This is a genomic window from Streptomyces sp. DH24, from assembly GCF_029813775.1.
Taxonomy (GTDB): Bacteria; Actinomycetota; Actinomycetes; order Streptomycetales; family Streptomycetaceae; genus Streptomyces.
The window spans coordinates 98,310-122,831 of sequence record NZ_JARVKW010000002.1 but is presented as its reverse complement, the minus strand read 5'-3'; the positions used below and the strand labels follow the sequence as shown (position 1 = coordinate 122,831).

The 24,522-nt window shown below is 72.4% G+C and carries 23 protein-coding genes and 2 pseudogenes; 11 read left to right on the top strand and 14 right to left on the bottom strand.

All coding sequences use genetic code 11. The annotated features are described in order from the left end of the window. Nucleotides 1-32: 32 nt before the first annotated feature. A pseudogene (locus tag QC282_RS02230) lies at nt 33-290 on the bottom strand (hypothetical protein); the annotation flags it as partial. Between QC282_RS02230 and QC282_RS02225 the strand changes: the two are divergent. From QC282_RS02225 to QC282_RS02215, 3 genes and pseudogenes are all read left to right on the top strand, one after another. Continuing rightward, nucleotides 270-410 (top strand): annotated as a pseudogene (locus tag QC282_RS02225) (DNA-binding response regulator); the annotation flags it as partial. The pseudogenes QC282_RS02230 and QC282_RS02225 sit on opposite strands and share 21 nt — an antisense overlap. 30 nt (nt 411-440) lie before the next feature. Next, nucleotides 441-680 (top strand): hypothetical protein, encoded by a 240-nt coding sequence (locus QC282_RS02220; RefSeq protein WP_279547434.1) that lies wholly within the window; start codon nt 441-443, stop codon nt 678-680. Nucleotides 681-876: 196 nt separating this feature from the next. Further along, nucleotides 877-1,431 carry a M23 family metallopeptidase gene (locus QC282_RS02215; protein WP_279547433.1) on the top strand — a complete coding sequence of 185 codons (555 nt, stop codon included), beginning with the start codon at nt 877-879 and terminating at the stop codon, nt 1,429-1,431. 97 nt (nt 1,432-1,528) lie between these two features. On the opposite strand, the gene QC282_RS02210 is transcribed toward QC282_RS02215, so the two are convergent. Then, nucleotides 1,529-1,789 (bottom strand): hypothetical protein, encoded by a 261-nt coding sequence (locus tag QC282_RS02210; RefSeq protein WP_279547432.1) that lies wholly within the window; start codon nt 1,787-1,789, stop codon nt 1,529-1,531. A gap of 146 nt (nt 1,790-1,935) precedes the next feature. Between QC282_RS02210 and QC282_RS02205 the strand changes: the two genes are divergently transcribed. Both QC282_RS02205 and QC282_RS02200 read left to right on the top strand, forming a co-directional pair. Beyond that, nucleotides 1,936-2,481 carry a DUF5994 family protein gene (locus tag QC282_RS02205; protein WP_279547431.1) on the top strand — a complete coding sequence of 182 codons (546 nt, stop codon included), beginning with the start codon at nt 1,936-1,938 and terminating at the stop codon, nt 2,479-2,481. Nucleotides 2,482-2,518: 37 nt separating this feature from the next. Further along, nucleotides 2,519-2,734, top strand: a complete 216-nt coding sequence (locus QC282_RS02200) for a hypothetical protein (RefSeq protein ID WP_279547430.1) — start codon at nt 2,519-2,521, stop codon at nt 2,732-2,734. Here the strand turns inward: QC282_RS02200 and QC282_RS02195 are convergent. Then, entirely contained in the window at nt 2,731-4,899 is a 2,169-nt protein-coding gene (locus QC282_RS02195; protein ID WP_279547429.1) for a HEAT repeat domain-containing protein, read from the bottom strand. The genes QC282_RS02200 and QC282_RS02195 overlap by 4 nt on opposite strands. A 222-nt stretch (nt 4,900-5,121) precedes the next feature. Here QC282_RS02195 and QC282_RS02190 point away from each other — a divergent pair, with 222 nt between their 5' ends. The 4 genes from QC282_RS02190 to QC282_RS02175 are packed head-to-tail and all read left to right on the top strand — an operon-like array spanning nt 5,122 to nt 8,565. Next, a complete protein-coding gene (locus tag QC282_RS02190; RefSeq protein ID WP_279547428.1) occupies nt 5,122-5,472 on the top strand; it encodes a YciI family protein in 351 nt (116 codons plus the stop codon). 5 nt (nt 5,473-5,477) lie between these two features. Beyond that, nucleotides 5,478-6,749 carry an RNA polymerase sigma factor gene (locus QC282_RS02185; RefSeq protein ID WP_279547427.1) on the top strand — a complete coding sequence of 424 codons (1,272 nt, stop codon included), beginning with the start codon at nt 5,478-5,480 and terminating at the stop codon, nt 6,747-6,749. Nucleotides 6,750-6,797: 48 nt separating this feature from the next. Continuing rightward, nucleotides 6,798-7,802: an aminoglycoside phosphotransferase family protein gene (locus QC282_RS02180; RefSeq protein ID WP_279547426.1), complete on the top strand. Its 1,005-nt coding sequence runs from the start codon at nt 6,798-6,800 to the stop codon at nt 7,800-7,802. Between the two features lie 28 nt (nt 7,803-7,830). Further along, on the top strand, nt 7,831-8,565 hold the full coding sequence (locus QC282_RS02175; RefSeq protein WP_279547425.1) for an aminoglycoside phosphotransferase family protein: 735 nt from the start codon (nt 7,831-7,833) through the stop codon (nt 8,563-8,565). 174 nt (nt 8,566-8,739) lie between these two features. Here the strand turns inward: QC282_RS02175 and QC282_RS02170 are convergent, their stop codons facing one another. Next, nucleotides 8,740-9,357, bottom strand: coding sequence for a GNAT family N-acetyltransferase (locus QC282_RS02170; protein WP_279547424.1), 618 nt, complete (start codon nt 9,355-9,357; stop codon nt 8,740-8,742). 323 nt (nt 9,358-9,680) lie between these two features. Between QC282_RS02170 and QC282_RS02165 the strand changes: the two genes are divergently transcribed. Next, complete coding sequence (locus QC282_RS02165; protein ID WP_279547423.1) at nt 9,681-12,689, top strand: family 16 glycoside hydrolase; 3,009 nt, start codon at nt 9,681-9,683, stop codon at nt 12,687-12,689. A 126-nt stretch (nt 12,690-12,815) separates the two neighbouring features. Here QC282_RS02165 and QC282_RS02160 read toward each other — a convergent pair whose 3' ends face one another. After that, nucleotides 12,816-13,550, bottom strand: a complete 735-nt coding sequence (locus tag QC282_RS02160; protein WP_279547422.1) for a TetR/AcrR family transcriptional regulator — start codon at nt 13,548-13,550, stop codon at nt 12,816-12,818. 278 nt (nt 13,551-13,828) lie between these two features. After that, nucleotides 13,829-14,587: an SDR family oxidoreductase gene (locus QC282_RS02155; protein ID WP_279547421.1), complete on the bottom strand. Its 759-nt coding sequence runs from the start codon at nt 14,585-14,587 to the stop codon at nt 13,829-13,831. Between the two features lie 270 nt (nt 14,588-14,857). Between QC282_RS02155 and QC282_RS02150 the strand changes: the two genes are divergently transcribed. Further along, complete coding sequence (locus tag QC282_RS02150; RefSeq protein ID WP_279547420.1) at nt 14,858-15,751, top strand: endonuclease/exonuclease/phosphatase family protein; 894 nt, start codon at nt 14,858-14,860, stop codon at nt 15,749-15,751. A gap of 120 nt (nt 15,752-15,871) precedes the next feature. On the opposite strand, the gene QC282_RS02145 is transcribed toward QC282_RS02150, so the two are convergent. The 8 genes from QC282_RS02145 to QC282_RS02110 form a co-directional block, all read right to left on the bottom strand. Continuing rightward, entirely contained in the window at nt 15,872-17,074 is a 1,203-nt protein-coding gene (locus tag QC282_RS02145; protein WP_279547419.1) for an anhydro-N-acetylmuramic acid kinase, read from the bottom strand. A gap of 31 nt (nt 17,075-17,105) precedes the next feature. After that, complete coding sequence (locus tag QC282_RS02140) at nt 17,106-18,449, bottom strand: MFS transporter (RefSeq protein ID WP_279547418.1); 1,344 nt, start codon at nt 18,447-18,449, stop codon at nt 17,106-17,108. Between the two features lie 257 nt (nt 18,450-18,706). Continuing rightward, a complete protein-coding gene (locus QC282_RS02135) occupies nt 18,707-19,156 on the bottom strand; it encodes a spore-associated protein (protein ID WP_279547417.1) in 450 nt (149 codons plus the stop codon). Nucleotides 19,157-19,270: 114 nt separating this feature from the next. Beyond that, nucleotides 19,271-19,945: a triacylglycerol lipase gene (locus QC282_RS02130; protein ID WP_279547416.1), complete on the bottom strand. Its 675-nt coding sequence runs from the start codon at nt 19,943-19,945 to the stop codon at nt 19,271-19,273. 349 nt (nt 19,946-20,294) lie between these two features. After that, nucleotides 20,295-20,894: an ATP/GTP-binding protein gene (locus QC282_RS02125; RefSeq protein WP_279547415.1), complete on the bottom strand. Its 600-nt coding sequence runs from the start codon at nt 20,892-20,894 to the stop codon at nt 20,295-20,297. Further along, the gene (locus tag QC282_RS02120) at nt 20,875-21,249 is read right to left on the bottom strand and encodes a DUF742 domain-containing protein (protein ID WP_279547414.1); all 375 of its coding nucleotides are present in this window, start codon (nt 21,247-21,249) and stop codon (nt 20,875-20,877) included. Before QC282_RS02120 ends, QC282_RS02125 begins: the two co-directional genes overlap by 20 nt. After that, complete coding sequence (locus QC282_RS02115) at nt 21,242-21,670, bottom strand: roadblock/LC7 domain-containing protein (protein WP_279547413.1); 429 nt, start codon at nt 21,668-21,670, stop codon at nt 21,242-21,244. The genes QC282_RS02120 and QC282_RS02115 overlap by 8 nt, the downstream gene beginning before the upstream one ends. A gap of 14 nt (nt 21,671-21,684) precedes the next feature. Further along, nucleotides 21,685-24,399, bottom strand: a complete 2,715-nt coding sequence (locus QC282_RS02110) for a nitrate- and nitrite sensing domain-containing protein (protein ID WP_279547412.1) — start codon at nt 24,397-24,399, stop codon at nt 21,685-21,687. Nucleotides 24,400-24,522 lie beyond the last annotated feature (123 nt).

Here is a 24,522-nt window from a genome sequence, read left to right as displayed (position 1 = left end):
GAGTCCTTGACGGGACAAGGGAGTCGGCGCGGTCAGGGAGCGATGCCCACGCCCTCGATCCCCCTCCAGCCGTGCTCCTGCGCGGCGGTCATCGCGGGCCGGGTGAGCCCGCCCGGCGGGGGCAGGACGCGTGACGCGTACGGCGCCGGGCCGAACTCGGGGCGGTAGAAGCAGCCGTCGCCGTACCCGCTGTCGAAGGCGGGGCGGGAAGCGGCGATCGAGTGCGGGGTCGGCTTGCGGCCCGTGCGCACCCAGGTGTCCAGGACGGCGATCGACGCCGCGTACTCAGCCCGACGACCACGAAGACCCACATCAACCGGGCCATGACCAAGCTCCACGCCCGGGACAACGCCCAACTCGTGGTGCCGGCCCACGAATCGGGCCTGGTGACACCACGGGGCGGCCGCTGAGGGCGACGGCGGTCCCGTAGCCTGCCCGTCATGCGCTACTACGTGACGAGCGGCCCGCGCCGGGGCGCCACGGGGACGATGACCGAGGGGGCGGGAGAGGTCCGGCTGCCGCACCCCAGCACGCCGAACGTGCTGTGCCGGTACAAGGTCCACAGCGCCGATGCACCGACCGGGCAGCCGGGCCCGGAGGCCGCCGGCGCCCGACTGCGCTACGCCGGTGACGTGGCCGTCCGGCCGGGCCGGCCCTTCCGGACGGCCCGCGACGGCTGACGAACACCCCGGACCGGTCCCGCGAGACGGGACGAACAGGACCCGCTCCTTTTACTCCCGGCGTTGCGTGATTCTGCAACTTCCTTGTTTTATCCGTTCGTTGACGGACAGGCTTTGTCATGTTCCGGATGAGAACGTGCCGCGGGTGCCATCACGCGGACGCGATCACGCACACACGAACGGGAGGCACACGACGATGTCTGGTGCGAGCAGGACCTTTCGCAGATTCGCCGCCGTCGCGAGCGCGGTGCTGACGGTGGCCGGACTCGGCCTGGCCGCCGCCCCGCAGGCCGCGGCGGCGGACTACTACTACGAACTCCCCTACCCCGCGGGTGAGGCCTACCAGGTCACCCAGGGCCCCGAGGGCACCTACTCGCACACCGGGCCCTACAACGAGTACGCCTGGGACTTCGGCCTCCCCGCGAACTACGAGGTCTCCGCCGCCCAGGGCGGCACCGTCCTGGTGTCGGACTGGTCGCCGTACTGGCAGAACGGCATCGAGGTGATCATCCGCCACTCCAACGGCCACTGCACCCACTACGCCCACCTCAACCGGGCCATCTACAACACGGGCGACTGGGTCCCGCAGGGCCGCGTCATCGGCTGGTCGGGCAGCACGGGCGCGTCCACCGGCCCCCACCTGCACTTCCAGGTGATCGACTGCAACAGCCGGGTCGGCATCCCGGCCACCCTCCAGGGCTGGACGCCCCCGACCGGCTCCTGGCCGGTCAGCGTCAACAACCGCGCCTGACCGGCTGCCCGGTCGGTCCCGCCCCCGCAGCGAGCGAACACGGGTGCGGGACCGGCACGGCGTGACCCCCGGGCGCCCGACCGGCGGGCGCGAGATCTCAGTCCCGGCCGGGCTCCCGGTCGGTGTGGCCCGTCCAGCGGCTGGACTCCAGCCAGGACCGCGCCGGTTCGGCCGCCCGGGTGGTGTCCACCGTGATCTCCAGACGCGTACCGCCCTCGTCGCCCGCCGGATAACTGCGCTGCTCGCCGGCGGCGAAGCAGTGACGGAGAACCTCCGCCACGCGTCGGGCGACCTCGGGGGACGCGGCGACCACGTGGACTTCCGCGTACCCGGCGGAGGGCGTTTGCTGGGACTCCATGGTGACCTCGCTGTGCGACGGGACGTATCGACGATCACTCTACGTCGGCGTGCCCCCTGCCCCGGCACGAGCAGTCGCGCTCCGCGCAGCGGGCCGAGGAGTACCGTGAAACGAGGACTTCACTTCCGCGTAAGCAGGCGAGCGCCATGCCCGACTCCCAGCCCGGCGAGCCGCACGGGAACCGGCTGCTGCCGGACACCGGCGGCCGCACCGTGCGGCCCGGCTCGGTCGTCGTGCGGCTGGCGACGACGCACGACCGGGAAAGCGTGCTCGACGGGGCCTGGTGGCCGCGGTCCCGGGACATCGCGGCCGAGCTTCCCGCCCTGGTCGCGGCGCTGACCGAGCACCTGGGCCCGGTCGACCGTGTCGGCCTGGACGCCCAGGCCTGGGAAGGGCTGCCGACGCGGCTGACCATCGACGGCCGAGTCGTGCACATCGACTCCTACCCGGTCGGCGACGACACCGTTCTCGTCACCAGGGGAGAACAGGACCACTTCTCCCTCCTCGTCGTCCCGCCGGACGCCACACCCGACGCCGCGCACGCCGCCATGGCCGAAGCCGTCCGCGCGGACAACACCATGAGGGCCGGGGAGATCCTCGTCGACACCGGCACCGACCCGGCGCACGACAGTGACGAAGGCCCACCGGACCGGCCGGGACGGACACACGGAGCCGAACGGTCACTGTCATGACACCGCTCCCGGATCAGTCGAACAGGACGTGAGGACGATGGAGACCCTCGTTGTCGTGGTAGCCGCCGTGGCGATGATCGCCGTCGGCGCGTTCCTCATCCACCGGCTCAACTCGCAGCACGACACCCGCGCCACCGACTTCCACTACGGCCCCTTCGGCTCGGTCCTGCGCGGCCCGGCACCGTCGGTCCCGCGGCGGAAACGCGGCCGGACGCGGCCCCCGCACCGCACCAGAAGGGGACCGCGGGACTAACGGGTCTCTCCGCCGGACCGGGTGCGGGCGCGGAGCAGCGCACCGACCCGGACGCGGAAGGCTTCGTCCTGGCGGATGATGCGGTCTTCCACCCCGGAGCGGACGACGCGCGCGTCGCCGTCGGCCAGAGAGGCGAGGCGCCGAGTGTGGTCGCCGGTCAGGCCGTCGGCACCCAGCGCTTCCAGGGCGTCGCACGCCCCCAGGGGATCGGCTTCCCGTTCGGCCGCGTCGAGCACGGCCGCGGCGAGAGCGGTCCGGTCCAGTGAGCCGGGTTCCGCCGCGGCCACGAGGGCCAGGGTCGCCGCGGGCACCTGCACCGGGTTGTCGAGCAAGGGCTCCAGCCGGCGCACCAGCGGCCGTCCGGCGGCACCCAGCAGCGCCGCGACCCGGGCCGCCCGCACCACGGACCACTGGGACCAGAGGCTCTGCGCGGCCCGGGCGAAGACCGAGTCCAAGATGCCGACCACCGTGGCGGCGTCCCCCGTGACGCGCCACAGCGCCTCGGCCAGTGCCGTGTCCGCGTCCAGTACGGGTGTGGTGGCATCGCTGTCCGCGCCGCTGAGCGCCGCCCGCAGCACCGGGACCAGGGTCGACGCCCGGGGGCCGAGCGCGCCCGCCGTACGGGCGGCCTCCGGGAGTGCGCGGGAGCCCTGGCGCAGATCCCGCTCCAGCAGGTCCAGCAGGAGGCCGGGCTCGCCGGTGAGGTCGTACAGGCCCTTCGCCGCCGGGAGCGAGCCGGACTCGGCGGCGCTCCGCAGAGCCGTCGCCGCCCGCGCGCGCTCGTCGGGCGCGCACTCGCCCGCGACCGAGGCGATCGCCCGGGCGGCCTGGCCGGGAAACCGGGGGAGTGCCGCGTACAGCTGCGGCAGGGCTGGTGCGGCGCGGACACCCCATCCCGCGAGGAGGTTCGTCAGCTGCCACGGCTCGTTGCCGCTCAGCGCCTCCGGCCGGGCGAGGCGCTGACGGACGGCGTGCAGGAGTTCGTCGTCGTAGGGGAACGCGGCGTCGGCGGGCGACGGGAACCCGGCAGCGGCGTCGAGGGCGCGCGGGCGCCGCCCCAGCCCGCGGGCCAGGAGCGGGGCACCCTCGTCCGGTGCCACCCGCACGAGCGCGGCCAGGACACGGTCCGCCAGGTCGTCGTCCTCCCCGGGGTTACGGCCGGCGAGCGGCACCAGGACCGGCGCGGCCGGTGCGGCGGCCGTCCCCAGACGCCCGAGCAGGGAGGCCACCGCGACCACGGCCTCGTCGTCGGCGGCAGCCGCCACCAGGGCGGGCACCAGCCGCCGCGGGGCGCTCCGGGAGAGCATGCAGGCACGGTCGGCCGCCCACAGCGCCTCGGCCCGCACTTCCGCCCGGCCGTCGCGCAGGGCGGTGTCGAGCAGGTCGACAGCGGCCTCGCGGTCCGCGTCGCGGTCGCGGCCCAGCAGCAGGTCCACCACCGCGGCCAGCGGCTCGTTGCGGTCCAGGTCGAGCCGGTCCGCGACCAGAGGGTCGGCGGGCAGGAGGGACAGCATCGCCGCGCGGTGTGTCCCGGTCCACGGCACGGCCGCGTCGAGGCAGGCGAGGACGGCGGCCAGACGCAGCTCCGCCGGGGCGGCGGGGTCAAGGACCGTGGCGGCGGTGGCGGCACCGAGTGCCGGGTCCAGCCGGGACATCCCGGTCAGCACCTCGGCGCGGACGAGCGGGTCGGCCTCCTCCTCCCAGCGTCCGCGCAGCGCGGGAAGCGCCGCCGTCACGCGGGTGTGGGACACGGCCCAGGCGGCGGCCTGCCGGACCCTCGGCGCCGCGGCGCCGAGCAGCGGCAGCAGCAGCGGAAGCTGCCCGGCCACGGCCGCCCGGACCGCGCCCGGTGCGACGCCGTGCTCGTCCTCGCTCTCGGCCATGCCGCCGAGCAGCGTCAGCACGTCCTCCGTACGGTGGCCGGCGACCGCGATCGCGGCCAGGAAGGGCACGGCCTCGGCGCTGGCCGAGTAGACCGTCCCCTGGTGCAGCACGCTGCCGTACAGCTCCGACAACGCTTCGCGCGCCGCTTCCGCGTCGGCCCCGGCCAGGGCGCGCAGTACATCGGGAAGATCCTCCGCACTGCCGTAGGCGTGGGAGAAAGTGGACCAGGGGTGCGAGTCCAGGCCGTCCAGAGGATGCGCGGCGCGGTCGGCGAGTTCCATGCGGAGCATCGTGCCAGGCGGGTCCGACGTCACCGCCGCCGGTCCGCTCCGGCGTTCAGCAGGCCGCCGGCGATGGTCCCGGCGGGCCGGGGGCGGGCCCGGAACCGACCCGAGAAAAAAGATCCCGGGGCGGTGTCGATACGGCGGTGTCCCGTTCGTCGTGATGGTGTGCGGCGAGCCGCTGCGCGAGGATGACGACACGAATTCGAGGAGAGCCGGACCATGAAGTACATGATGCTGATCCACAGTGGCGCGGTCGACGCGGACGGCGGGGCCGCCGAGTGCACCGTCGAGGACTGGACGACCTACGACAAGGCGGTGCGGGACGCGGGGATCTTCGTCTCCGGGGAGTCGCTGGCCGACCTGGTCACGGCCACCAGGGTGCGGGTCGGCGCGGACGGGGAGCGGACCGTCACCGACGGACCGTTCGCCGAGACCCGCGAGGTCCTCGGTGGCTTCTACGTCATCGACGTACCGGACCTGGATGTCGCGCTCGACTGGGCCGCCCGCTGCCCCGGTTCGCGCGGCAGCGGATCGGTCGTGGTGCGGCCGGTCGCCGACTTCGGAGCCTGACGGCCGTGGAGGCGCGGGCAACCGGCGCGGACCGGGCGGTGGAGTCGGTGTTCCGTGAGGAACACGGCCGGTTGCTCGCCTCCCTCGTGCGCCGCTTCGGGGACCTGGACCTGGCCGAGGAGGTCGCCTCCGAGGCGGTCGAGGCGGCGCTGGTGCACTGGCCGGTGCAGGGCGTGCCGGCCAGGCCAGGCGCGTGGTTGCTGACGACGGCGCGGCGCAAGGCCGTCGACCGGCTGCGGCGCGACCAGGCGTACGCCGCCCGGCTCGCCGTCCTTCAGGCGGAGGCGGACCGGGCCGGCCCCGCCCTGCCCGCGGACGCCGCCGCCGACGGAGAACTGCCCGACGAACGGCTGCAGTTGTTCTTCACCTGCGCGCATCCGGCCCTGCTGCCCGAGGCCCGTGGCGCCCTGACCCTGCGGTGTCTGGCCGGGCTGACGACGCCCGAGGTCGCCCGCGCCCACCTCGTCCCGCCGGCGACGATGGCGCAGCGGATCGTGCGCGCGAAGAAGAAGATCCGCGAGGCGCGGATCCCCTTCCGGGTGCCCGGCGCCGACGAGTTGCCCGCGCGCCTGCCGGGCGTGCTCCAGGTCCTCTACTCCCTCTTCACGGAGGGCTACGCGGCCAGCTCCGGCCCCGAACCGCAACGGCTGGACCTCGCGGAGGAAGCCATCCGGCTGGCGCGGATCCTGCACCGGCTGCTGCCCGCCGAACGCGAGGTCACCGGACTGCTCGCGCTGATGCTGCTGGTCCACGCGCGACACGGCGCCCGGACCGGCCCCGGCGGCGAACTCCTGCTGCTGGAGGACCAGGACCGCGGCCGCTGGGACCGCACGATGATCGAGGAAGGGCTGGCGCTGGTGCCCCCGGCCCTCACCGGTGGCCCGCCGGCACCCTACGGCGTACAGGCAGCCATCGCCGCCCTGCACGACGAGGCGGCGGACCTGGCGAGCACGGACTGGCCGCAGATCGTCGCGCTGTACGACGTGCTGCTCGCCCTCACCCCGTCCCCGGTCGTCGCGCTGAACCGGGCCGCGGCCGTGGCGATGCGCGACGGCCCGGAAGCGGGTCTCGCCCTGCTGGACGACCTGGCGGGCGAGGAACGGCTGCGCGGCCACCACCCGTACCCGGCCGCGCGGGCCGACCTGTTGCACCGCCTCGGCCGGTTCCCCGAGGCGGCGGCGGCCTACCGGGAAGCACTCGACCTGGCCGGCACCGAGCCCGAACGCGCCCATCTGCGCAGCAGGTTGAGCGCGGTCGAGCCCTCGGAGCCCGGCTGAGCCGGTCGATTCAGCCTTCCCGCCCGCACTGATCACTAGGCTGCTGCCATGGCCGAGCGGGAGAGCGAAGTGACGGTTGCCGAGGACCAGTTGGACGACGCGGGCTGGTCCCGGACCCGCGCCTGGGTGGAACGCGGTCTTCCGCCCGGAGACCGGATCCGCGCCGTGGCAGCGCTGCGCGGCGGCTGGACATCGCAGATGCGCCGCCTCGACGTCGAGGGGGAGGGCGGGCCGTACTCCCTCGTCCTCCGGTCCTTCGTCAAACCCTTCTACGTGAAGCACGCACGAGGACTGCTCACGCGGGAGGCGGACATTCTCCGTCTCCTCGCGAACGCGAAGGCGAACGCGGACGCGGATGTGCCGGCCGCTCGGCTTCACGCCGTCGACGCGGCAGCGGAGCACTGCGATCATCCGTCACTGCTGATGTCCCTGCTGCCGGGGAGCGTCAGGCTGGACGAGGCGGACGTCGAGCGGACATCGGAGCTTTTGGCCCGGCAGTTGGCGGCGATCCACGGGCTGCGTGTCGCGGAAGAGGCCCGGCCGCGCACCTACGAGGCGTGGACCAGCCCGGAGCGGGTGCGGTTTCCCGTGGGTTCGAGGCGACCGGATCTGTGGGAGCGCGCCGTGGAGGTGATCCGCCGGCCGCCCCCGGTCCACCGGCCTTGCTTCCTGCACCGTGACTTCCACCCCGGGAACGTCCTCTTCGCCGGAACCGGGGCGGGTCTGGCGGTCACGGGTGTCGTGGACTGGGTGGAGACCTCCTGGGGGCCCGCCGACCTGGACGTGGCCCACTGCTCGACCGCGCTCGCCCTGCTGCACGGAGTGCCCGTCGGCATGCGGTTCGCGGACCGGTACGTCGAGGCGGGCGGGACGCTGAGTGACGACCCGGCGGCTCACCTGTACTGGCGTCTGCTGGACGCGCTGGCCTATGCGCCGGACGCGGAGAAGGTCGCCGGGCCCTGGCGGGACCTGGGACGCACTGATCTGACGCCCGCCGTTCTCGCCGGGCGTCTGGAGGAATACCTTCTGGCACTCTTGCGTCGCTACGGCTGACAACGGGCACGTCGGGCAAGGTAAGGGGGTGTCCGCGTCACACCTGCCCGGAGGTTTCGTCCATGCCGTCGTCCGTGTCGGCGACACTGTTCGCCGCCCCGCCTCTGCCCGCACGAAGTTCGTGGGGGAACTGCTGAGGCTGCTCGAAGCCGCCGGCTGGAACGGGGCTCCGCGGTATCTCGGCACCGACGACCAGGGCCGTGAGGTCCTCAGCCACCTCGACGGGCACGTGGCCTGGGAACCGCGGCAGCCCGCGGCCGTCTCGTCCGACGAGAGCCTGGTGGCGGTCGCCCGGCTCGTGCGTGAGTTCCACGACCTGACCGCGGGCACCGCGCTCGCGGGCGATCAGGAAGTGGTGTGCCACAACGACCTGTCGCCCAGGAACACGGTCTACCGGCCCGCCGGCGGCGAGCTCCGGCCGGTGGCCTTCATCGACTGGGACCTTGCGGCGCCGGGGAAGCGCATCCACGACGTCGCCCATGTGTGCTGGCAGTACCTCGGTCTCGGCCCCGCGGTGACCGACATCGGGAACACGGCCAGGCGCATGAGGCTGATCGCCGACGGCTACGGACTCGAGGACCGGTCACGCCTGGTGCCCACGATCCTGTGGTGGCAGGACCGGTGTGTTGGCGGGGCATCGACGCCGGGGCGGACGCGGGCGACGCCGCGATGGTCCGGCTCCGCGAGGCCGGCGTGGTCGGCGACGTGCGGCGGGCGTACGCGTGGGTGTCCGGACAACGGGAGCCTCTGGAAAGCCCGTTGAGGTGAGCGTGCGTCGGTCCGGCGTCCTCGCCGGGCGCCGGGGACCGCGCGTGGCGTTCACGGGCCCGACCAGGGCGTACGTCCGCCACGACCTGCCCACCTGCGCCGCGACTCGGCCGACGGGTGCGCCGCACGCCCGCCGGACGGCTCTCGGGCGTCGGCCGCCGGACGGCTTTCAGGCGTCGGCCGCCGGACGGGCACCGCGCCGCATCGCCCACAACACCGGACCACCGCCCGGCAGTCGCGCCTCCCCGCGCACGATGAAGCCGAAGTGCTCGTAGAACGCAAGGTTGGACGGCTTGGAGGACTCCAGGTAAACGGGCAGGCCCGCGGCGTCGGCCTTGGCCAGCCCCGACCGCAGCAGAGCGGCCCCGTGTCCCTGGCCCCGGGCGGCCGGGTCGGCGCCGATCACCGCCAGGTACCAGTGGGGTTCCTCCGGCGTGTGCCGGGCCGCCGCCCGCACGGCATCGCGGAACAACGGGGCCCGGTCGCCGAGGATGTTCTGGAGCTCCTCGACGGTCCCGGCGTCCGGAACGGCCTTCTCCTGTCCCTCCGGCGGCACCCAGAACGCGGCCGCGGCGTCGGTGCGCTCGCACACCCCGTGCTGGGCGTACTGCCGGGTGAAGAGGGTGGTGAAGTAACGGGCCAGTCCCGCCTGGCGATTCGAGTCGTCGGGGAAGAACCAGCGCATCATGGGGTCGTCGTCGAAGGCGCGGGCCAGCGTGCGGCTGACGGGCTGCGCGTGGTCGATCGTGGCCGCTTTCGGGGTGTTCGTGATCGGCATACGGGTCATTCTGCACCCTTGTTGATCTTCAGCGTCCGGCGGACCGTCCCGGTCCCCGACGGTCCTTGACCGGCACGCGGTTCCTGGCCCGACTGCCGGAGCACCGCGCACGATCTCCCCCCGTCCTGTGCGGGGCTTCCGCGGCTCGTCGAGGCCCGTAGCAGCGAACGAGCTGACTTTGAACTCGTTGATGACAAAGTATGGACGAGCTCAGCAGAAGTCCCTTAGCGTGTCGGCGCAACCGTAGGAGTACTGCCCTGCCGCGCACCCGCGCACGGTATAGCTCGACCGGAGTGCGATCCGGCGGCCTCCGGTCCCGTCCTGGAGGACCGATGCATCCACGGCTGTTCCCCCGTGCCCGAAGAGGGCTCACCACCCTGCTCGTCGGAGGCTTTCTCGCAGGAGGCGTGTGGGCCGCGCCGCCGACCGCCGCCGCTCCCGCCGACATCCCGCCCCAGGAACCGGGCGTCACCCTGCGGGTCTTCGACACCCAGGTCCCGCTCAGCAAGCTCTGCACGCTCAAACCGGGCCAGACGCCCAACCACGACAAGCTGATGCAGACGGTCGACTGGTCCAGCACCGCCGACTTCGGAGGCTTCGCCGACAACTTCTCGGCCGAGGTCTCCGGCCACCTGGTCGTCCCCGCCGACGGAACGTACGCCTTCCGTCTCATCAGCGACGACGGCTCACGGCTCACCGTCGACGACCGCGAGGTCATCGACCACGACGGCCTGCACGCCGCCGAACCGAAGGACGGCACCACCCAACTCACCGCCGGACTCCACCCGTTCCGCATCGACTACTTCGAGCGGGGCGGCGACCAGCAGCTGACGCTCGCGTGGAAGCCGCCGGGCGCGGACGGCTTCAGCGTCGTGCCGCGCGAGGCGCTCAGCACCGACGCCGACGTCGTCCGGGTCACCGCGCCGGGCCGCAAGGAGTGCGAGGCGGGCAGCGACAGCCCGGGCGACGGCCTGCCGCTGACCGACATACGCCCCGACCTCGACCTCACCGACCTGCGGCCGGACGGATTCGAACCCCAGGTCACCGGCATGGACTGGCTGCCCGACGGACGTCTGGCGCTCAGCACCTGGGGCGGTTCCCAGACCACGTCCGGCGAGGTGTACGTCCTCGACCACGTCACGGGTGACACCAGCCGCGACAAGGTCACCGTCAAGAAGATCGCGAGCGGGCTGCGCGAGCCCATGGGCATCAAGTACGTCGACGGCTCGCTCTACGTCTCCCAGAAGCACGAGCTGACGCGACTCGTCGACACCGACGAGGACTTGGTGACCGACGAGTACCGCACGGTCGCCACCTGGCCGTACGGCGGCAACTTCCACGAGTTCGCCTTCGGCCTGCTCTACCGCGACGGCTACTTCTACGTGAACCTGTCCGTCGCCATCAACTACGGCGGGGCCACCACCGTCCCGCAGCCGGCACCGGGCCGCGGCACCACGTTCAAGGTGAGCAAGAAGACCGGGAAGATCCACCCGGTCGCGGGCGGTCTGCGCACCCCCAACGGGATCGGCTGGGGACCCGGCGGAGACATCTTCACCACCGACAACCAGGGCGGCTGGCTGCCCGCGTCGAAACTCGTCCAGATCAAGCAGGACCGCTTCTTCAACCACTACACCGAGCCCTCGGGCCCCTTCGACAGCCGGCCCGTGACGCAGCCGGTGCTGTGGCTGCCGCAGAACGAGATCGCCAACTCGCCCAGCACCCCGCTCCACCTGACCAAGGGCCGCTTCGCCGGGCAGCTGCTCATCGGTGACGTCACCTACGGCGGACTGCAGCGGGCCTACCTGGAGAAGGTCAAGGGCCAGTACCAGGGAGCCGTCTTCCGCTACACGCAAGGGCTCGAAGCGGGCGTCAACCGGATCGTCATGGGTCCCGACGGCGCGATCTACGCGGGCGGTCTGGGCGCCGACGGAAACTGGGGCCAGGAAGGAAAGCTGAAGTTCGGCCTGCAGAAGCTCACGCCGAACGGCGGCAACACCTTCGACATCAAGGAGATGCGCGCCGTACCCGGTGGCTTCGACCTCGAATACACCCAGCCGGTGTCGAAGGCGACGGCCGAGGAACTGGCCAAGCGCTACCAGGCCGAGCAGTGGCGCTACACCCCGACGTCCGACTACGGCGGGCCCAAGATCGCCGAGGAGCGGCTCGCCGTGCGCTCGGCGACCCTCGCCGACGACGGCCGCACCGTCCGGCTGCGCCTCGACGGGCTCAAGCCCGGCCGCGTCGTGCACGTCCGTTCACCGCGCCCGTTCGCGTCGAAGTCGGGCGAGGCGCTGTGGAGCACCGAGGCCTGGTACACGCTGAACGCGACTCCCGGTGAGCAGCCGCCGCCCGCCACGCTGTACGAAGCGGAGGAGGCGCGTCTCACCGGCACGGCGGGAATCAACACCGACCACACCGGCTACTCGGGCAGTGGCTTCGTCGACCGCTACGGCACCGAGGGCAAGGCCGCCACGACCTTCGACGTGACGGTGCCCGAGGCCGGCGACTACGACGTGAACCTGCGCTACTCCAACGGCCCCAACCCCTTCGAGGGCACCAAGTCCCTTTCCCTGTACGTCAACGGGGAGAAGCTGCGGCAGACGAAACTCACCCCGACCCGCACCTGGGACGCCTGGTCGACACAGACCGAACGCGTCACCCTCGACGCGGGCCGCAACACCATCGCCTACCGCTTCGACCCCGGCGACACCGGCCATGTCAACCTCGACCTGATCACCGTCCGACCGCACGGCGCCCCGACCACCCTCTTCGACGGCACCGCCGCCTCGCAGGAGAACTGGCAGCACACGGACGGACGGCGCGTCGAATGGCCGCTGGCCGCCGAGGATTCCATGGAGGTCTGCTGCGGTGACATCCGCACGAAGGAGGCCTACCGGGACTTCAAGCTGCACGTGGAGTTCCGTGTTCCGCGGCTGCCGGACGACGTGACCGGACAGGACCGGGGCAACAGCGGCATCTACCTCCAGGACCGCTACGAGCTCCAGATCCTCGACTCCCACGGCGACCCGACCCTGGACACGAACGAGGCCGGGGCGATCTACCTGAAGAAGGCCCCGGACGTCAACGCGGCGACCGCGCCGGAGACCTGGCAGACCTACGACATCACCTTCCGCGCGGCGCGCTTCGACGCCGACGGCAACAAGACCGCCGACGCGCGGGTGACCGTCGTCTGGAACGGCAAGAAGGTCCACGACGACGTCGCGATCGACGGACCGACGGGCGGGGGCGCGCAGGAGGGCCCGTCGGCCGGCGCCATCCGCCTCCAGGACCACGGAAACAAGGTGCGCTTCCGCGACATCCGCGTGGAACCGCTGGCCTGACACGGGCCCGGCCAAACTCACCCGGGGCTCGTACACGCTCGCCGGGGGAGCGGAGGGCGTCCACGACTCCGTGGGCGCCCTCACCGACCGTGCGCGACCGCGTGACCGGCGCGGCCCGCCCGCGAACTAGCCCTGCGGCGGGTTGGAGAGGCGGTTCAGCCACTCCGTGAGCAGGGCGTCCTCGGCGGGGGAGAGAGCCGGGGAGGAGGACTGGCGGAGCAGGGCGTTCAGCCGGGCCGCCGCGGCGGGTACGTGTGCCGCGTCCGGCCCGGCGGCCGGTTCGGTCGCCCCGGGCGCCGACGACGCAGACGCCATCACGTCCGGGGTGAACACCGCGGCGTGGACCGCGTCCCGCACCCGGCGGGACACCGTCTCGTCCGTGAAGGTCGACGGGCGGGAGACCAGCATCAGGGCCACGCCGACGTTGGCGGACATGATCAGCTGGGCGGCCAGCTCGGGAGCGAGCCGCAACTTGCCCCGTGCGGCCACCCGTTCGAGGTCGGCGGTGAGGATGCGGTGGGACTCCAGGGCCGCCGCCGGAGGCGTACGCATCGCGGGGGAGTTCATCAGGCGGTACAGGTTCGGGTTCCGCAGGGCGAACTCGACGTGCGTGTCCCAGCCGTCCCGGAGGTCCTGGACGGGGTCCGTGCCGGGGGTTCGTGCGCGCTTGGCCGCCAGGTACTTGTCGAAGCCGTGGTCGACCACCGCCGACAGCAGGCCCTCCTTGTCCCCGAAGTGCCGGTAGAGCGCGGGGGCGCCGACCCCCGCGGCCTCGCACACGGCCCGGGTCGAGACGTCCCCGTTCGGGGACCCGGCGACCAGGTCCGCCGCCACTTCGAGGATGCGCGCTTTCGTACTCACGGGAGCGACGCTATCCGAGGTCGCACCGAACCCGTACCGGCGGCCATCTGGTGCGGGGCGAGGAGAGCGCCCAGGCCGACGCGCGTGAGGAACCGGGCGCGGCCCCGGTCGGCGACCCGGCTCACCTGCACCGACCCGTCGTCCGTGCGGCGAGTGCGCCGCAACCGGAACCCGCGCCTGTGCTGACGATCGTCTTTCCCATGACGGAACTCCTCGGGGAAAGAGAGGGACTGAAGAACTTGAGGGAGGTGAGGGAGGGGCGAGGGCTCCGGGGAGGGTCAGACGATGCCGCCGTTGGCGCGGAGCACCTGGCCGTTGATCCAGCGGCCGGCCGGGCCGGCCAGGAAGGACACGACCCCGGCGATGTCCTGCGGCGTGCCGAGGCGCTCCAGCGGCGGCTGGGCCGCCATCCGCGCGATGGTCTCCTCGTCCTTGCCGTCGAGGAACAGGGCGGTGGCGGTCGGGCCGGGGGCCACGGCGTTGACGGTGATGTCCCGGCCCCGCATCTCGCGGGCGAGGATCAGCGTCAGGGCGTCGACCGCGCCCTTGCTGGCGGCGTACGCGCTGTAGCCCGGGATGGCGAGCGCCGGCACGGAGCTGGAGAAGTTGACGATCGCGCCGCCCGCGCGCAGCCGGCGCGCGGCCTCCCGGTCGACGACGAACATTCCGCGGATGTTGGTGCGGTGCATGCGGTCCAGCGCGTCGAGGTCGAGGTCGACGAGGGGTGCCAGGGCCATCACGCCGGCCGCGTGGACCACGACGTCGATGCCGCCGAACGTGGACTGGGCGGCGTCGAAGAGGGCCGACACCTCGGTCTCGTCGGCCACGTCGGCACGGAAGGCGATCGCCCGACCGCCCGCCTCGGTGATCGCGGCGACGGTCTTCCCGGCCTCGGCCTCGTGGCCCGCGAAGTTCACGACGACGGCGAAACCGTCCGCCGCCAGGCGCTCGGCGGTCTCCCGCCCGATCCCGCGGGACCCGCCGGTCACGATCGCGACGCGGCCGCTGTCGACGCCTGTGCTGGTCTGCTCGCTCATGGCGGTGCTCCTTGTCTCGGTGGTAGCGCTGCTCGCATCCCCATGTATCAACGCTAACACAGATGTGTTATCGATGCTACTGTCGGCGGGAACATCGCTACGCCTTCCGTGACCAGCCGCTGCGGATGCGGCGCCGGCGCCGCCACCGCTTGGCAACCCCGGCAGCGCGCCCCGGTGCGTTCTGCCGCGAACCATGCGTGGGCGGGCGCGGGTTGGAGCAGAATCCAGTGGTTCCGTGCCCGTCCCGCTCCTACCTGCTCTGGAGAAGGCATGAAGTCCAGATCCCGACGCCCTGCCCGACGCCCTGTCCGCCGCGGCCGCGCCGCCGCCGTTCTGCTGGCCGCCGTGGCGCTCGCCACGGCGGTACCGGCGACCGCCGCGGGCGCCGACGTCCCCGGCGCCCAGGCCCCGGCCGTACCGCTGCGCGTGGCCACCTACAACATCCATGCCGGGGCCGGTGAGGACGGGGTCTTCGACCTCGACCGCACCGCGCGGGCCGTGCGCGACCTGGACGCCGACGTGATCGGGCTCCAGGAGGTCGACGTGAACTGGGGCGCCCGCAGCGACTTCGTGGACGAGGCACAGGCGCTGGCCGAGAAGCTGGACATGCGGGTGTTCTTCGCGCCGATCTACGACCTGGACCCGGCAGCGCCGGGCCAGGAGCGTCGGCGGTACGGCGTGGCGGTGCTGAGCCGCCACCCGGTGCTGGAGGCCGAGAACCACGACATCACCCGGCTCTCCACCCAGACGCCCGGCGCGCCCCCGGCCCCGGCGCCCGGCTTCGCCGAGGTGACGGTCAACGTGCGGGGCGCGCACGCGCACGTCTACGTCACACACCTGGACTACCGGGCCGACCCGTCGGTCCGCGTGGCGCAGGTGGCGGACATGCTGAAGGTGCTCGCCGCCGACCACGGGCCGAAGATCCTGGTCGGCGACTTCAACGCGGAGGCGGCGGCCCCCGAGTTGGCGCCGCTGTGGGACGAACTGCGGGACGCCTCCCCCGACGGCGGTGGCACGTACCCGGCGATCACGCCCGTCAAGCGCATCGACTTCGTCACCGTCTCGCCCGACATCACCGTGACCGGCGCCCGGACGGTGGCGAGCGACGCCTCGGACCACCGTCCCGTGGTCACGGACCTGGAACTCCACCAGCGCGGCAGCTGAACGACGGGAAACCGGAGGTGCGGGCCCGCGGTTGACACAAAACCGCCGGCCCGTCACCTGCCCGCCCGGCACGGAGCGCGGTGAGTGAGGCGTCCCCGAAGGGCCGCCTCACCTTCCGCGTCATGCCTCGCTTGCGGCGACTCCCGAACCTGAAGCCGGCACCATGCGCAGGCGCAGGGGCGGGACCCGCGCGGGTTCCGGAAGCCGCAACGGCCGGCGACCGGGCGTGATCGAGCCGAGGACGCTGGGGTGGCGGGCACCGGTGCACGCGGGGACCGTCCCCGCCAGCCCGTGCACCGTCAGGAACCCCAGGACGGCGAACGCGTAGGCCTCCTTGGCCGCCGACGGCATGCCGAGGTCGTCGGAGGTGCGCAGCGGGATGCCGCCCAGCGCGGTGCGGAGCATGGCCATGAGGGTGGGGTTGCGGGTCCCGCCGCCCGAGGCGACGACCTCGCTCGCCCCGGCCGAGCGGACCGCGTCGGCGACCGTACGGGCCGTGAGCCCGGTGACGGTGGCGACGACGTCCTCGATCGGGAGCGGGTCGCAGTCGTCCAACGCGGCCCGCAGGTACGGCCAGTGGAACAGTTCCTTGCCGGTCGTCTTCGGCGGCGGCTTCGCGTAGTACGGCTCGTCCAGGAGCCGTCGCAGCAGAGCGGCGTCGACGCTGCCCCGGGCGGCCAGGGCCCCGTCCTCGTCGTAGTCCAGGCGGCCGTCGGTGAGCGCGTGCACCGCCGCGTCCACGAGGGCGTTGGCGGGGCCGGTGTCGAAGGCGACCGGGTCGCCCGGCCCGGCGGCCACCGTGAGGTTGGCGATGCCGCCGAGGTTCAGGGCGGCGGCCACGCCGGGTCGGCCGTGCAGCCACAGGGTGTCGAAGACGCTCACCAGGGGTGCGCCCTGGCCGCCCGCCGCGACGTCACGGGTGCGCAGGTCGGACACCACCGGGCAGCCGGTGGCCTCGGCGATCCAGGCGGGCGAGCCGATCTGCAGCGTGCCGTGCACCCGGCCGTGCTCGACCCAGTGGTAGACGGTCTGGCCGTGCGAGGTGACGAGTTCGGCGCGTCCGCCGCACAACTCCCGGTCGGCCCGGGCGGCCACCGCCGCGAAGGCCTGGCCGATCCGGGTGTCCAGGCGGCACACGTCCTTCATCGTGGTCGTGGCGGGCGGCAGCGCGGCGGCCAGAGCGGCCCGCAACTCCTCCGGGTAGGGCGAGCTCACCATCCCCAGTGGGGTGAGCAGGATGCTGTCTCCCCGGAGTTCCAGATCGGCCGCGGCGGCGTCGACCGCGTCGTGGGACGTTCCCGACATCAGTCCGACGACCCTCATCCGCACACCTCTTTCCCGGCCCGGCGGGCCGTCAGTCGCGCAGCGCCCGGCGGTGGTCGTCGCCGCGCAGGGTGAGGAGGGCGAGCGTACTGACGGCGCAGGTCACGACCACGTAGTACGCGGGGATGTCGATGTTGCCGGTCCGCTGGATCACCTCGGTGATGATCAGGCCGGCGCACCCCGAGAAGACGGCGTTGGACAGGGAGTACGCCAGGCCGAGGCCGGTGTAGCGGGCGCGGGTCGGGAACATCTCGGCGAGCATGGCGGGGCCGGGGCCGGCCATCAGGCCGACGACCGCGCCCGCGGCGAACACGGCGACACCCTTGACGGCCGTCGAGGCGGCGGCGTCCTGCAACACGTGCAGCAGCGGGAACGCGAGGACGGCCACCAGCACCGCACCCGCCGTCATCACCGCACGCCGGCCGATCCGGTCGCTGAGAGCGCCCGCCGGGATGATGGAGGCCGCGAAACCCAGGTTGGCCAGCACCGTCGCGACGAGGGCTTGCTGGAACGAGGCGTTGAGCGTGCTCTGCAGGTAGGACGGCAGCACGACCAGGAACGTGTACCCCGCCGCTGACCAGCCCATGAGCCGGCCGGCACCGAGCGCGATGGCCTTGGCCACCTCACGCGCGGGGGCGGGCGGCACCGCCCGCGGGGTTCCTCCGCCCGCGGACGGAGCCTCCGGCCCGCTTCGGGTCCGCCGGAAGGAAGGCGTCTCTTCGAGCTTCAGGCGCAGCCACAGGGCGACGAGACCCAGGGGCAGCGTCAGCAGGAACGGCAGCCGCCAGCCCCAGTCGTTGAGCTGGGGCTCGGTCAGCAGGCTCGCCAGCACGGCCGCGATGCCGGCACCGGCGAGCAGGCCGAGCGCCACCGTGAAGGACTGCCAGGCTCCGTACAGTCCGCGCCGGCCCGGCGGGGCGAACTCCGTCATGATGGAAACGGCGCCGCCGAACTCCCCTCCCGCTGACAGCCCTTGGACGATGCGCAGCAGGGTGAGCAGCCAGGGCGCCGCGGCACCCAGCGTGGCGTACGTCGGCAACAGGCCGATCAAGGTGGTGGCGCCGGTCATCAGCAGGATGACGAGGATCAGCGTGGGGCGCCGACCCATCCGGTCGCCCAGGCGTCCGAAGACGGCCGCGCCGATCGGGCGGAAGAAGAAGGCGAGGGCGAAGGACGCGTACGTCTTGACGAGCCCTTCGGCATCGCTTCCGCCGTCAGGGGTGAAGAAGTTGGCGGCGATGATGGTGGCGAAGTATCCGTAGACACCGAATTCGTACCATTCGATGAAGTTGCCCACGGACCCCGCCACCAGGGCTCTGCGCGAGCGCGGCGGTTGGGCGGTCTCTTCGGCCTGATGCTGCAGATGCGGGGTCATACGGCGCCCCTCCATCGTCGGGGATGCCATGCGGACGGGAGTGTTCCCCATGGGTGGAAGTTAGTTTCATCAGCGCCGAGTGGCCTGTCAATAACTTTCACCCCGCGCGGCCGACCGGGGGACGTGCCGGGGCGTATGCCGTTCGGTCCGTCTCATGGGTGCTCGCCCTGGCGGGCCTGCGGGTGTTCTGCCAGGGCGAGCGGGACCACTGCGGCATCCCGCGCGGCCCCCGGTGCGGGGCGGCGCGGAAGCGGTGGTCAGCGGGTGTAGGTGACCCGGTGTTCCTTCAGCGAACCGCAGTTGGAGCCGTACACGGCCACGTACACGTTGCCGATGTTGCCGCCCCAGTCGACGCAGTGCCCCTTGCCGTAGACGTAGGTCGGGCCAGCGTAGGACGTGTACTGCCCGGAGTCGGCGTCGCCCATCTCGGTGTCGGGGACGTAGACCCAGGCGGACATCTCCATGGCGGTGCCCGGGTTGTTGCGGATGGTCGCGACGCAGTTCCTGCCGTTGGAGGCGTTGTAGGTCAGGTAGACCGTGCCCAGCGACCCGACGGGCGACGAGTTCACGGTGGCGTAGCCGCTGCCGCAGACCTTCTGCGGTGTGGTGTTGGGCGCGGCGGAGGCGGGCGAGGCCAGGGCCGTCGTCGTCCCGATCGACAGGGCCGCTAACGCGGCGGCGGCCATGGCAGAGCGAGTGAAGCGCATCTTTCCCCCTTGTAAGGCGTGGAGTTGCTTGCTCCTGCCAGGTGTGACCCGTAAGGCATCCGCATGGTTGTGCCCTGTCTGTCAGGTTCGTCGGATCAGGGGGGTGCGCGGAGGTCAGCCGTTGACCGTGTCGCGGGTCTGGGCGTACACCGTCGCGTCGGTGAGCAGGCCCGAGTGGCTGAGGCAGGCGGTCCGGGTGTTGACCGCGCCGGACAGGGAGACGGAACTGTCCGGGTTGATCACCGCGTCGCAGGGCGACCACCAGGTCGCGTAGCGCGGCGAACCCGGTGTCTCGTCACCGGAGTTGAGAGCGGTGAGGAAGGCGGAGCCGGGGCGCATCTCGGTGCAGGACGTGTCGAAGCAGCTGTTGGCGGTGTCGGTTCCGTGGTTCGGACCGCCCAGCGACACCCAGGCGTCGACCTTGGAGGTCCCGTCGAAGTTCTTGAGGTAGTGGCGGGAGGAGAGCCCGCCCATGGAGTGGGTGACGATGTCGACCTCGGTCGCGCCGGTGGCGGCCAGGAGCCGGTCGACCTCGGCGGACAGCTGCTGGGCGGTGACACCGTTCGACTGGCGTGAGTCGTACGTCCACTGGTCCAGGTGGGAGGAGGGCCAGCCGTCGGCCCGGAAACGGTCGGCCATGGTGTTCCAGTTGCTGCCGGCGCCGTTGTAGCCGTGCACGAACAGGACGGGATGACTGCCGGGGCCGAAGCGGGAACCGGTCGACGCCTGGGCGGCCACCGGCGCCTGAACGGCGAGCAGGGCGCCGGCCACGGCGGCAGTCGCGGTCACGAGGGATCTCTTCACGCGGACCTCACGGGGTGGGGTGGGGAAAACGCTCGACGGCGCTTTCCGGCGGGGAGAGTGCGCTGGACGCTGCCCGGGTCACGGGAGCGGTGCCTGCGGCGTTCTTGGACGTGCCGGGCGGTCGGCTCGCCGTGCCGCAGGAGGGGAGGAGACACCGGTGTCGCTGAGGGATGACCCGAGCGTACTGACCAGTAGGTACGGTGGGTCAAGAGTCGTGCGCCGGGATTCTCGCCGCTCCGGTGCGAAGCCCGCCGCCCCGGGAAGCGGCGGACGCGCAAGAACCGGGTGCAGACCCGTCGCACAGGCCCGCACCCGGTTCCGGGTGCTCACACGGTCAGTGGCCGAGGCCCACAGGTGTGTGGTGGGTGGCGGCGCGGGTGCGCGCCGCCTGCAGGACGGACAGCAGCACCTGCTTGCTGGAGTACCGGTCACGGACGTCGCACAGGACGACCGGGGTGGCCGGATCGAGGGCCAGCGCCGCGCGCACCTGCTCGACGGTGCAGTCGCGGCGCCCGTGGAAGCAGTTGACGCCCACGGCGAACGGGATGCCGCGCTCCTCGAAGAAGTCGATGGACGCGAACGACGTCTCCAGCCGCCGGGTGTCGGCGAGGACGACCGCGCCGAGGGCACCCACGGCCAGGTCGTCCCACATGAACCAGAAACGGTCCTGACCCGGGGTGCCGAACAGGTACAGCACCAGGTCGGGTGCGATCGTGATGCGCCCGAAGTCCATCGCCACGGTCGTCGACGACTTGCCCTCCACACCGGACAGGTCGTCGATGCCGAGGCTCGCCTCCGTCATGCGCTCCTCCGTCTCCAGCGGAGGAACCTCACTCACCGAGCCCACCATGGTGGTTTTGCCGACGCCGAAACCGCCCGCGATGAGAATTTTCAGCGCGGTCGGCATGACCGGCTCAGAGTTGACGGATACCATCCATCACCCTTTCGATGAGTTCCACGCTCGGCTGGCTCTCCCGCCCGGGCGGTGACTGGACGATGATCAGCTCGTCGTCGAGCAGGTCCCCGCACAGCACCTTCACCACGCTGATGGGCAGATCCAGAAAGGCAGCGATCTCCGCGAGCGCCAGGGCGCGGTCCCGGCAGAGGTCCATGATCTGGGCCGCCTCCGGCTCCAGATGACCATGGTCGGACTCCTGCTCGGACCGCGCGACGATGAGTGTGATCAGTGTGAACGCGTGCTGGCTGTGGCGGGTACGTCCGCCCGTGATGGCGTAGGGCCGTAGGTAGCGCCCGGCCTCCGGGCCGTCGCGCCACCGCGGTTCACGCATCGTGGATGGAGCCGTCAGGGGACTGCACGCGAGGTGCCGCCGACAGGTATTGGCCCACCTGTTTGACGAGTGTGCCCATCTCGTACGCCATCATCCCGACATCCACCTCCTGCGAGGCGAGGGCCGCCAGACGCGCGCCCTTGCCCGCCGCCGTGACGAAGAGGAACGCCTTCTCCATCTGGATGACGGTCTGCTGGACCCACCCGCTGTGGAAGTGACGCGCGGCGCCGCGGGCGAGGCTGTGCACACCCGAGGCCACGGCGGACAGGTGCTCGGCGTCGTCGCGGAGCATCTCCTTGGACTTGCCGATGAGGAGGCCGTCTCCGGTGAGCACGATAGCGCAGCGGATCTCCGGAATCCGGTCCACCAGGGCATCAAGGAGCCAGTCCAGTTGAGGTCCGGTGTGTACCTGCTCAGTCATTGCGAATGCGTTCCTCACAGTTCGTGGGCACTGGGTCCTGCCGAATCGTCCTGCCGCCCGAAGGCACCGGGCGGCTCGTCGTCCTGGGCCGTCCAGGCCCGCTTCAGCCCTTGGTGGATGGCGCTCATCGCGCGGGCCGACGCGACCGGCGAGATGGTTTCGTCGTCCTCTTGCCGGTCGATGCCCTGCGCCGCCTCTTTACGAAGCTGCTGCGCCAGGCTGGCTCCCTTGACCCGCTGCGGCAGCACCGAGGGAGTGGTCAGCGGACGGGGGGCGTCCGGCACCGGGGACGAGGCAGGCAAGGGAGTCGTGGGCGGCCGGGGGGTGTCCCGCACGGGAGCCTGACCGGAGGTGGTCAGCCCCTGCCCGGCGGGGACGGAACCCTGCCCGGAGGGCGCGGGCCGGCGCCGCGCGGCCCCCCTGTCGCGGCGCGGCAGACCCGACGGCCCGCCCGGGGACGAGGCGTGTCCCGCGGACGGCACCTGCTGCTCCGGCCGCGGTTCGCGGTAGGCGGAGGAGGAAGGCATCGTCCGCCGGGCGGGCGGCTCGGCCGGTTCCTGTGCCGGTGGTACGGGGTGATCCGACGGTGGGGGCAACAGGCCTGCACCTCCGTACTCGGGGAAACCGCTGCTGTCCGACAGGCGGGTGTGGGTGATGACGTCGCCCGCGACCGGGTCCGCGGACGCGCCCACGAGAGCCTCGTGACGCCCGTCGCTCACCTCGTCGGCGACCGCCGGCGGGGCATCCGCCCGGCCTTCGAGGGGCCGGCCGGCGGTGACGGACGACTCGAGCTGGTCGAGAACGGGCGAGGAGACCTCTTCCAGCAGTTCGACGGGCACGATCACCACGGCGAGGGTCCCGCCGTAGTCGGACTCGCGCAGGGCGACCTTGATGCCGTGCCGCTCGGCGAGCCGCGCCACCACGAAGTGCCCGAGGCGCGGGTCCTCGCCCAGCGCCGTCATGTCGACCTTGGGCGGCCGGGCGAGCAGTTCGTTCGCGCGCTCGCGCTGCTCCGGCTGCATGCCGAGACCCTGGTCCTCGACGTGCAGGGCCAGGCCCTTGCCGACCCGCTGCGCGCTGACCGTCACCTGGGTGTGCGGCGGGGAGAAGCTGGTGCCGTTCTCGATGAGCTCCGCGAGCAGGTGCGTGACGTCGGCGACGGCCCTGCCGCTGAGCGCCAGCCGCCGGTCCGCCGGCGTGTTCCGCACCCTGACCCGGGTGTACTGCTCGGTCTCCGACACCGCGCTGCGCATCAGGTCGGTGACCGGGACGGGCGGGGTCATACGGCGGTTGGGCGCGGCGCCGCTGAGGATCATCAGGTTCTCCGTGTGCCGACGCACACGGGTGGCCAGGTGGTCGACCCGGAAGATGTCCTTGAGCAGGTCCGAGTCCTCGTGCTTGCGCTCGAGGTCGTCCAGCAGCGAGATCAGACGGTGGATCAGGATCTGGGCGCGGCGGATGAGCTGGGCGACGACCTTCTCGGTGCCCTCGCGGCCCCGGGACTGCTGCAGCGTGGAGTCCGCGGCGACCTGGACCAGTTGGTCGATGGCCGCGGAGAGCTGCCCGTACTCGTCGGCCGTCTGCTGGTGCTGGGTGAGCGCGACCGGCTCCACCTGCTCGCCCCGCGCGGTACGGGCCAGGATGTCGGGCAGCCTGGTCGCCGCCAACTGCTGGGTGGTGGTCCGGATCTCGGAGAGCCGGCCGGTGGTGGAACGCCGGGCGCGCAGGGCCAGCACCGCGCCACCGGCCAGCGCCGCCAGCGTGACCGCCGTGCCCAGGAGCGTGGCCAGCATCAGCTCGTCGGAGCGGCCGGTCGCCTCGTCGGCCAGGGCGTCCAGGGAGTCGGTGCCCAGGCTCTGGAAGCCCCCGACGACGTTGTCGGCGGCCGTCGGCCAGGACGACGCCTGCTGCGGCAGGGAGTTCCCGTCGCCCCCGCTGACGGCCTGCTCGACGGAGGTCACCGTGCCCCACGGGGAGCCCCCGGTGATCCGCTGGTACGCCTCGGCCGCGTCCCCGGGCAGGTCCCGGGTGGCCAGACGCGCCCGGACCGCCCGCTGGACGGCCAGGTACTGGGAGAACCGGGTGCGGTCCGTGGCGCTCAGCCGGCCGCCGGGCAGGGCACCGGCGAGGAGGGCGTCCTCACGGGCGAGCATCTCCGTGATCTGCGCCAGGGCGATCGTGGCGTCGCCGCCGCGGTCGAGTTCCGCGTCCTCGCTGTGCACGGCCGAGGCGAGCAGCGTGAGGCCCTGGGAGAGGGCGTCGGTGAAGAACGCGAACGCGTCACCGGCGGGCAGGGTCCGGGCGTCCACGGCCTCGCGGTGGTCGGCCAGCGCCTCCAGCGCGACGTCGAGCGCCCGGGTCTCCGACCGGAGGGCCGTCGTGTCCAGGGCGGACGTGCCCCGGCGGAACTGGGAGATGGCGGCGTCCGTCTTCTCACGGGCCGCGTTGAGGTCCTTGCGGGCGGAGCCGGAGCGGCCCGCCTGCCACAGGGCGGTGAGCCGGCGCTCGTCCTGCAGCCGCGACAGCACCTCCTGGACGGGACGGGCGGCCGATATGTGGTCCGCGTCCGCGTGCAGTTGGATCTGCTCGTCCACGAGGGTGGCCGCCGTATAGCCCCACAGCCCGCCCAGGCAGACCGCGGGGACGAGGAACGGGACGACGAACGAGGGTCGCAGAGTTCTGCGAGGAGCGGAGCGGTGACGTGGCCGCCGGTCGCGGGTGCCTGGCATCTGATTCCTCGTGCAGCAGCGATACACCGGTGTCTTGGGGGTGCGCAGCGCCGACCTTCCCCGCGCAGTGGCCTGGTGGCGCACTGTGATCGAACATCGCGCGAGCTGCACGTTATCAGGAGC

Excerpts from the sequence above, each read along its gene's own strand:
- QC282_RS02220 (WP_279547434.1), top strand. The coding sequence starts at position 441 with ATGCGCTACTACGTGACGAGCGGCCCGCGCCGGGGCGCCACGGGGACG.
- QC282_RS02215 (WP_279547433.1), top strand. The coding sequence starts at position 877 with ATGTCTGGTGCGAGCAGGACCTTTCGCAGATTCGCCGCCGTCGCGAGC.
- QC282_RS02210 (WP_279547432.1), bottom strand. The coding sequence starts at position 1,789 with ATGGAGTCCCAGCAAACGCCCTCCGCCGGGTACGCGGAAGTCCACGTG.
- QC282_RS02205 (WP_279547431.1), top strand. The coding sequence starts at position 1,936 with ATGCCCGACTCCCAGCCCGGCGAGCCGCACGGGAACCGGCTGCTGCCG.
- QC282_RS02200 (WP_279547430.1), top strand. The coding sequence starts at position 2,519 with ATGGAGACCCTCGTTGTCGTGGTAGCCGCCGTGGCGATGATCGCCGTC.
- QC282_RS02195 (WP_279547429.1), bottom strand. The coding sequence starts at position 4,899 with ATGGAACTCGCCGACCGCGCCGCGCATCCTCTGGACGGCCTGGACTCG.
- QC282_RS02190 (WP_279547428.1), top strand. The coding sequence starts at position 5,122 with ATGAAGTACATGATGCTGATCCACAGTGGCGCGGTCGACGCGGACGGC.
- QC282_RS02180 (WP_279547426.1), top strand. The coding sequence starts at position 6,798 with ATGGCCGAGCGGGAGAGCGAAGTGACGGTTGCCGAGGACCAGTTGGAC.
- QC282_RS02170 (WP_279547424.1), bottom strand. The coding sequence starts at position 9,357 with ATGACCCGTATGCCGATCACGAACACCCCGAAAGCGGCCACGATCGAC.
- QC282_RS02165 (WP_279547423.1), top strand. The coding sequence starts at position 9,681 with ATGCATCCACGGCTGTTCCCCCGTGCCCGAAGAGGGCTCACCACCCTG.
- QC282_RS02155 (WP_279547421.1), bottom strand. The coding sequence starts at position 14,587 with ATGAGCGAGCAGACCAGCACAGGCGTCGACAGCGGCCGCGTCGCGATC.
- QC282_RS02150 (WP_279547420.1), top strand. The coding sequence starts at position 14,858 with ATGAAGTCCAGATCCCGACGCCCTGCCCGACGCCCTGTCCGCCGCGGC.
- QC282_RS02145 (WP_279547419.1), bottom strand. The coding sequence starts at position 17,074 with ATGAGGGTCGTCGGACTGATGTCGGGAACGTCCCACGACGCGGTCGAC.
- QC282_RS02140 (WP_279547418.1), bottom strand. The coding sequence starts at position 18,449 with ATGACCCCGCATCTGCAGCATCAGGCCGAAGAGACCGCCCAACCGCCG.
- QC282_RS02135 (WP_279547417.1), bottom strand. The coding sequence starts at position 19,156 with ATGCGCTTCACTCGCTCTGCCATGGCCGCCGCCGCGTTAGCGGCCCTG.
- QC282_RS02125 (WP_279547415.1), bottom strand. The coding sequence starts at position 20,894 with ATGGTATCCGTCAACTCTGAGCCGGTCATGCCGACCGCGCTGAAAATT.
- QC282_RS02120 (WP_279547414.1), bottom strand. The coding sequence starts at position 21,249 with ATGCGTGAACCGCGGTGGCGCGACGGCCCGGAGGCCGGGCGCTACCTA.
- QC282_RS02115 (WP_279547413.1), bottom strand. The coding sequence starts at position 21,670 with ATGACTGAGCAGGTACACACCGGACCTCAACTGGACTGGCTCCTTGAT.
- QC282_RS02110 (WP_279547412.1), bottom strand. The coding sequence starts at position 24,399 with ATGCCAGGCACCCGCGACCGGCGGCCACGTCACCGCTCCGCTCCTCGC.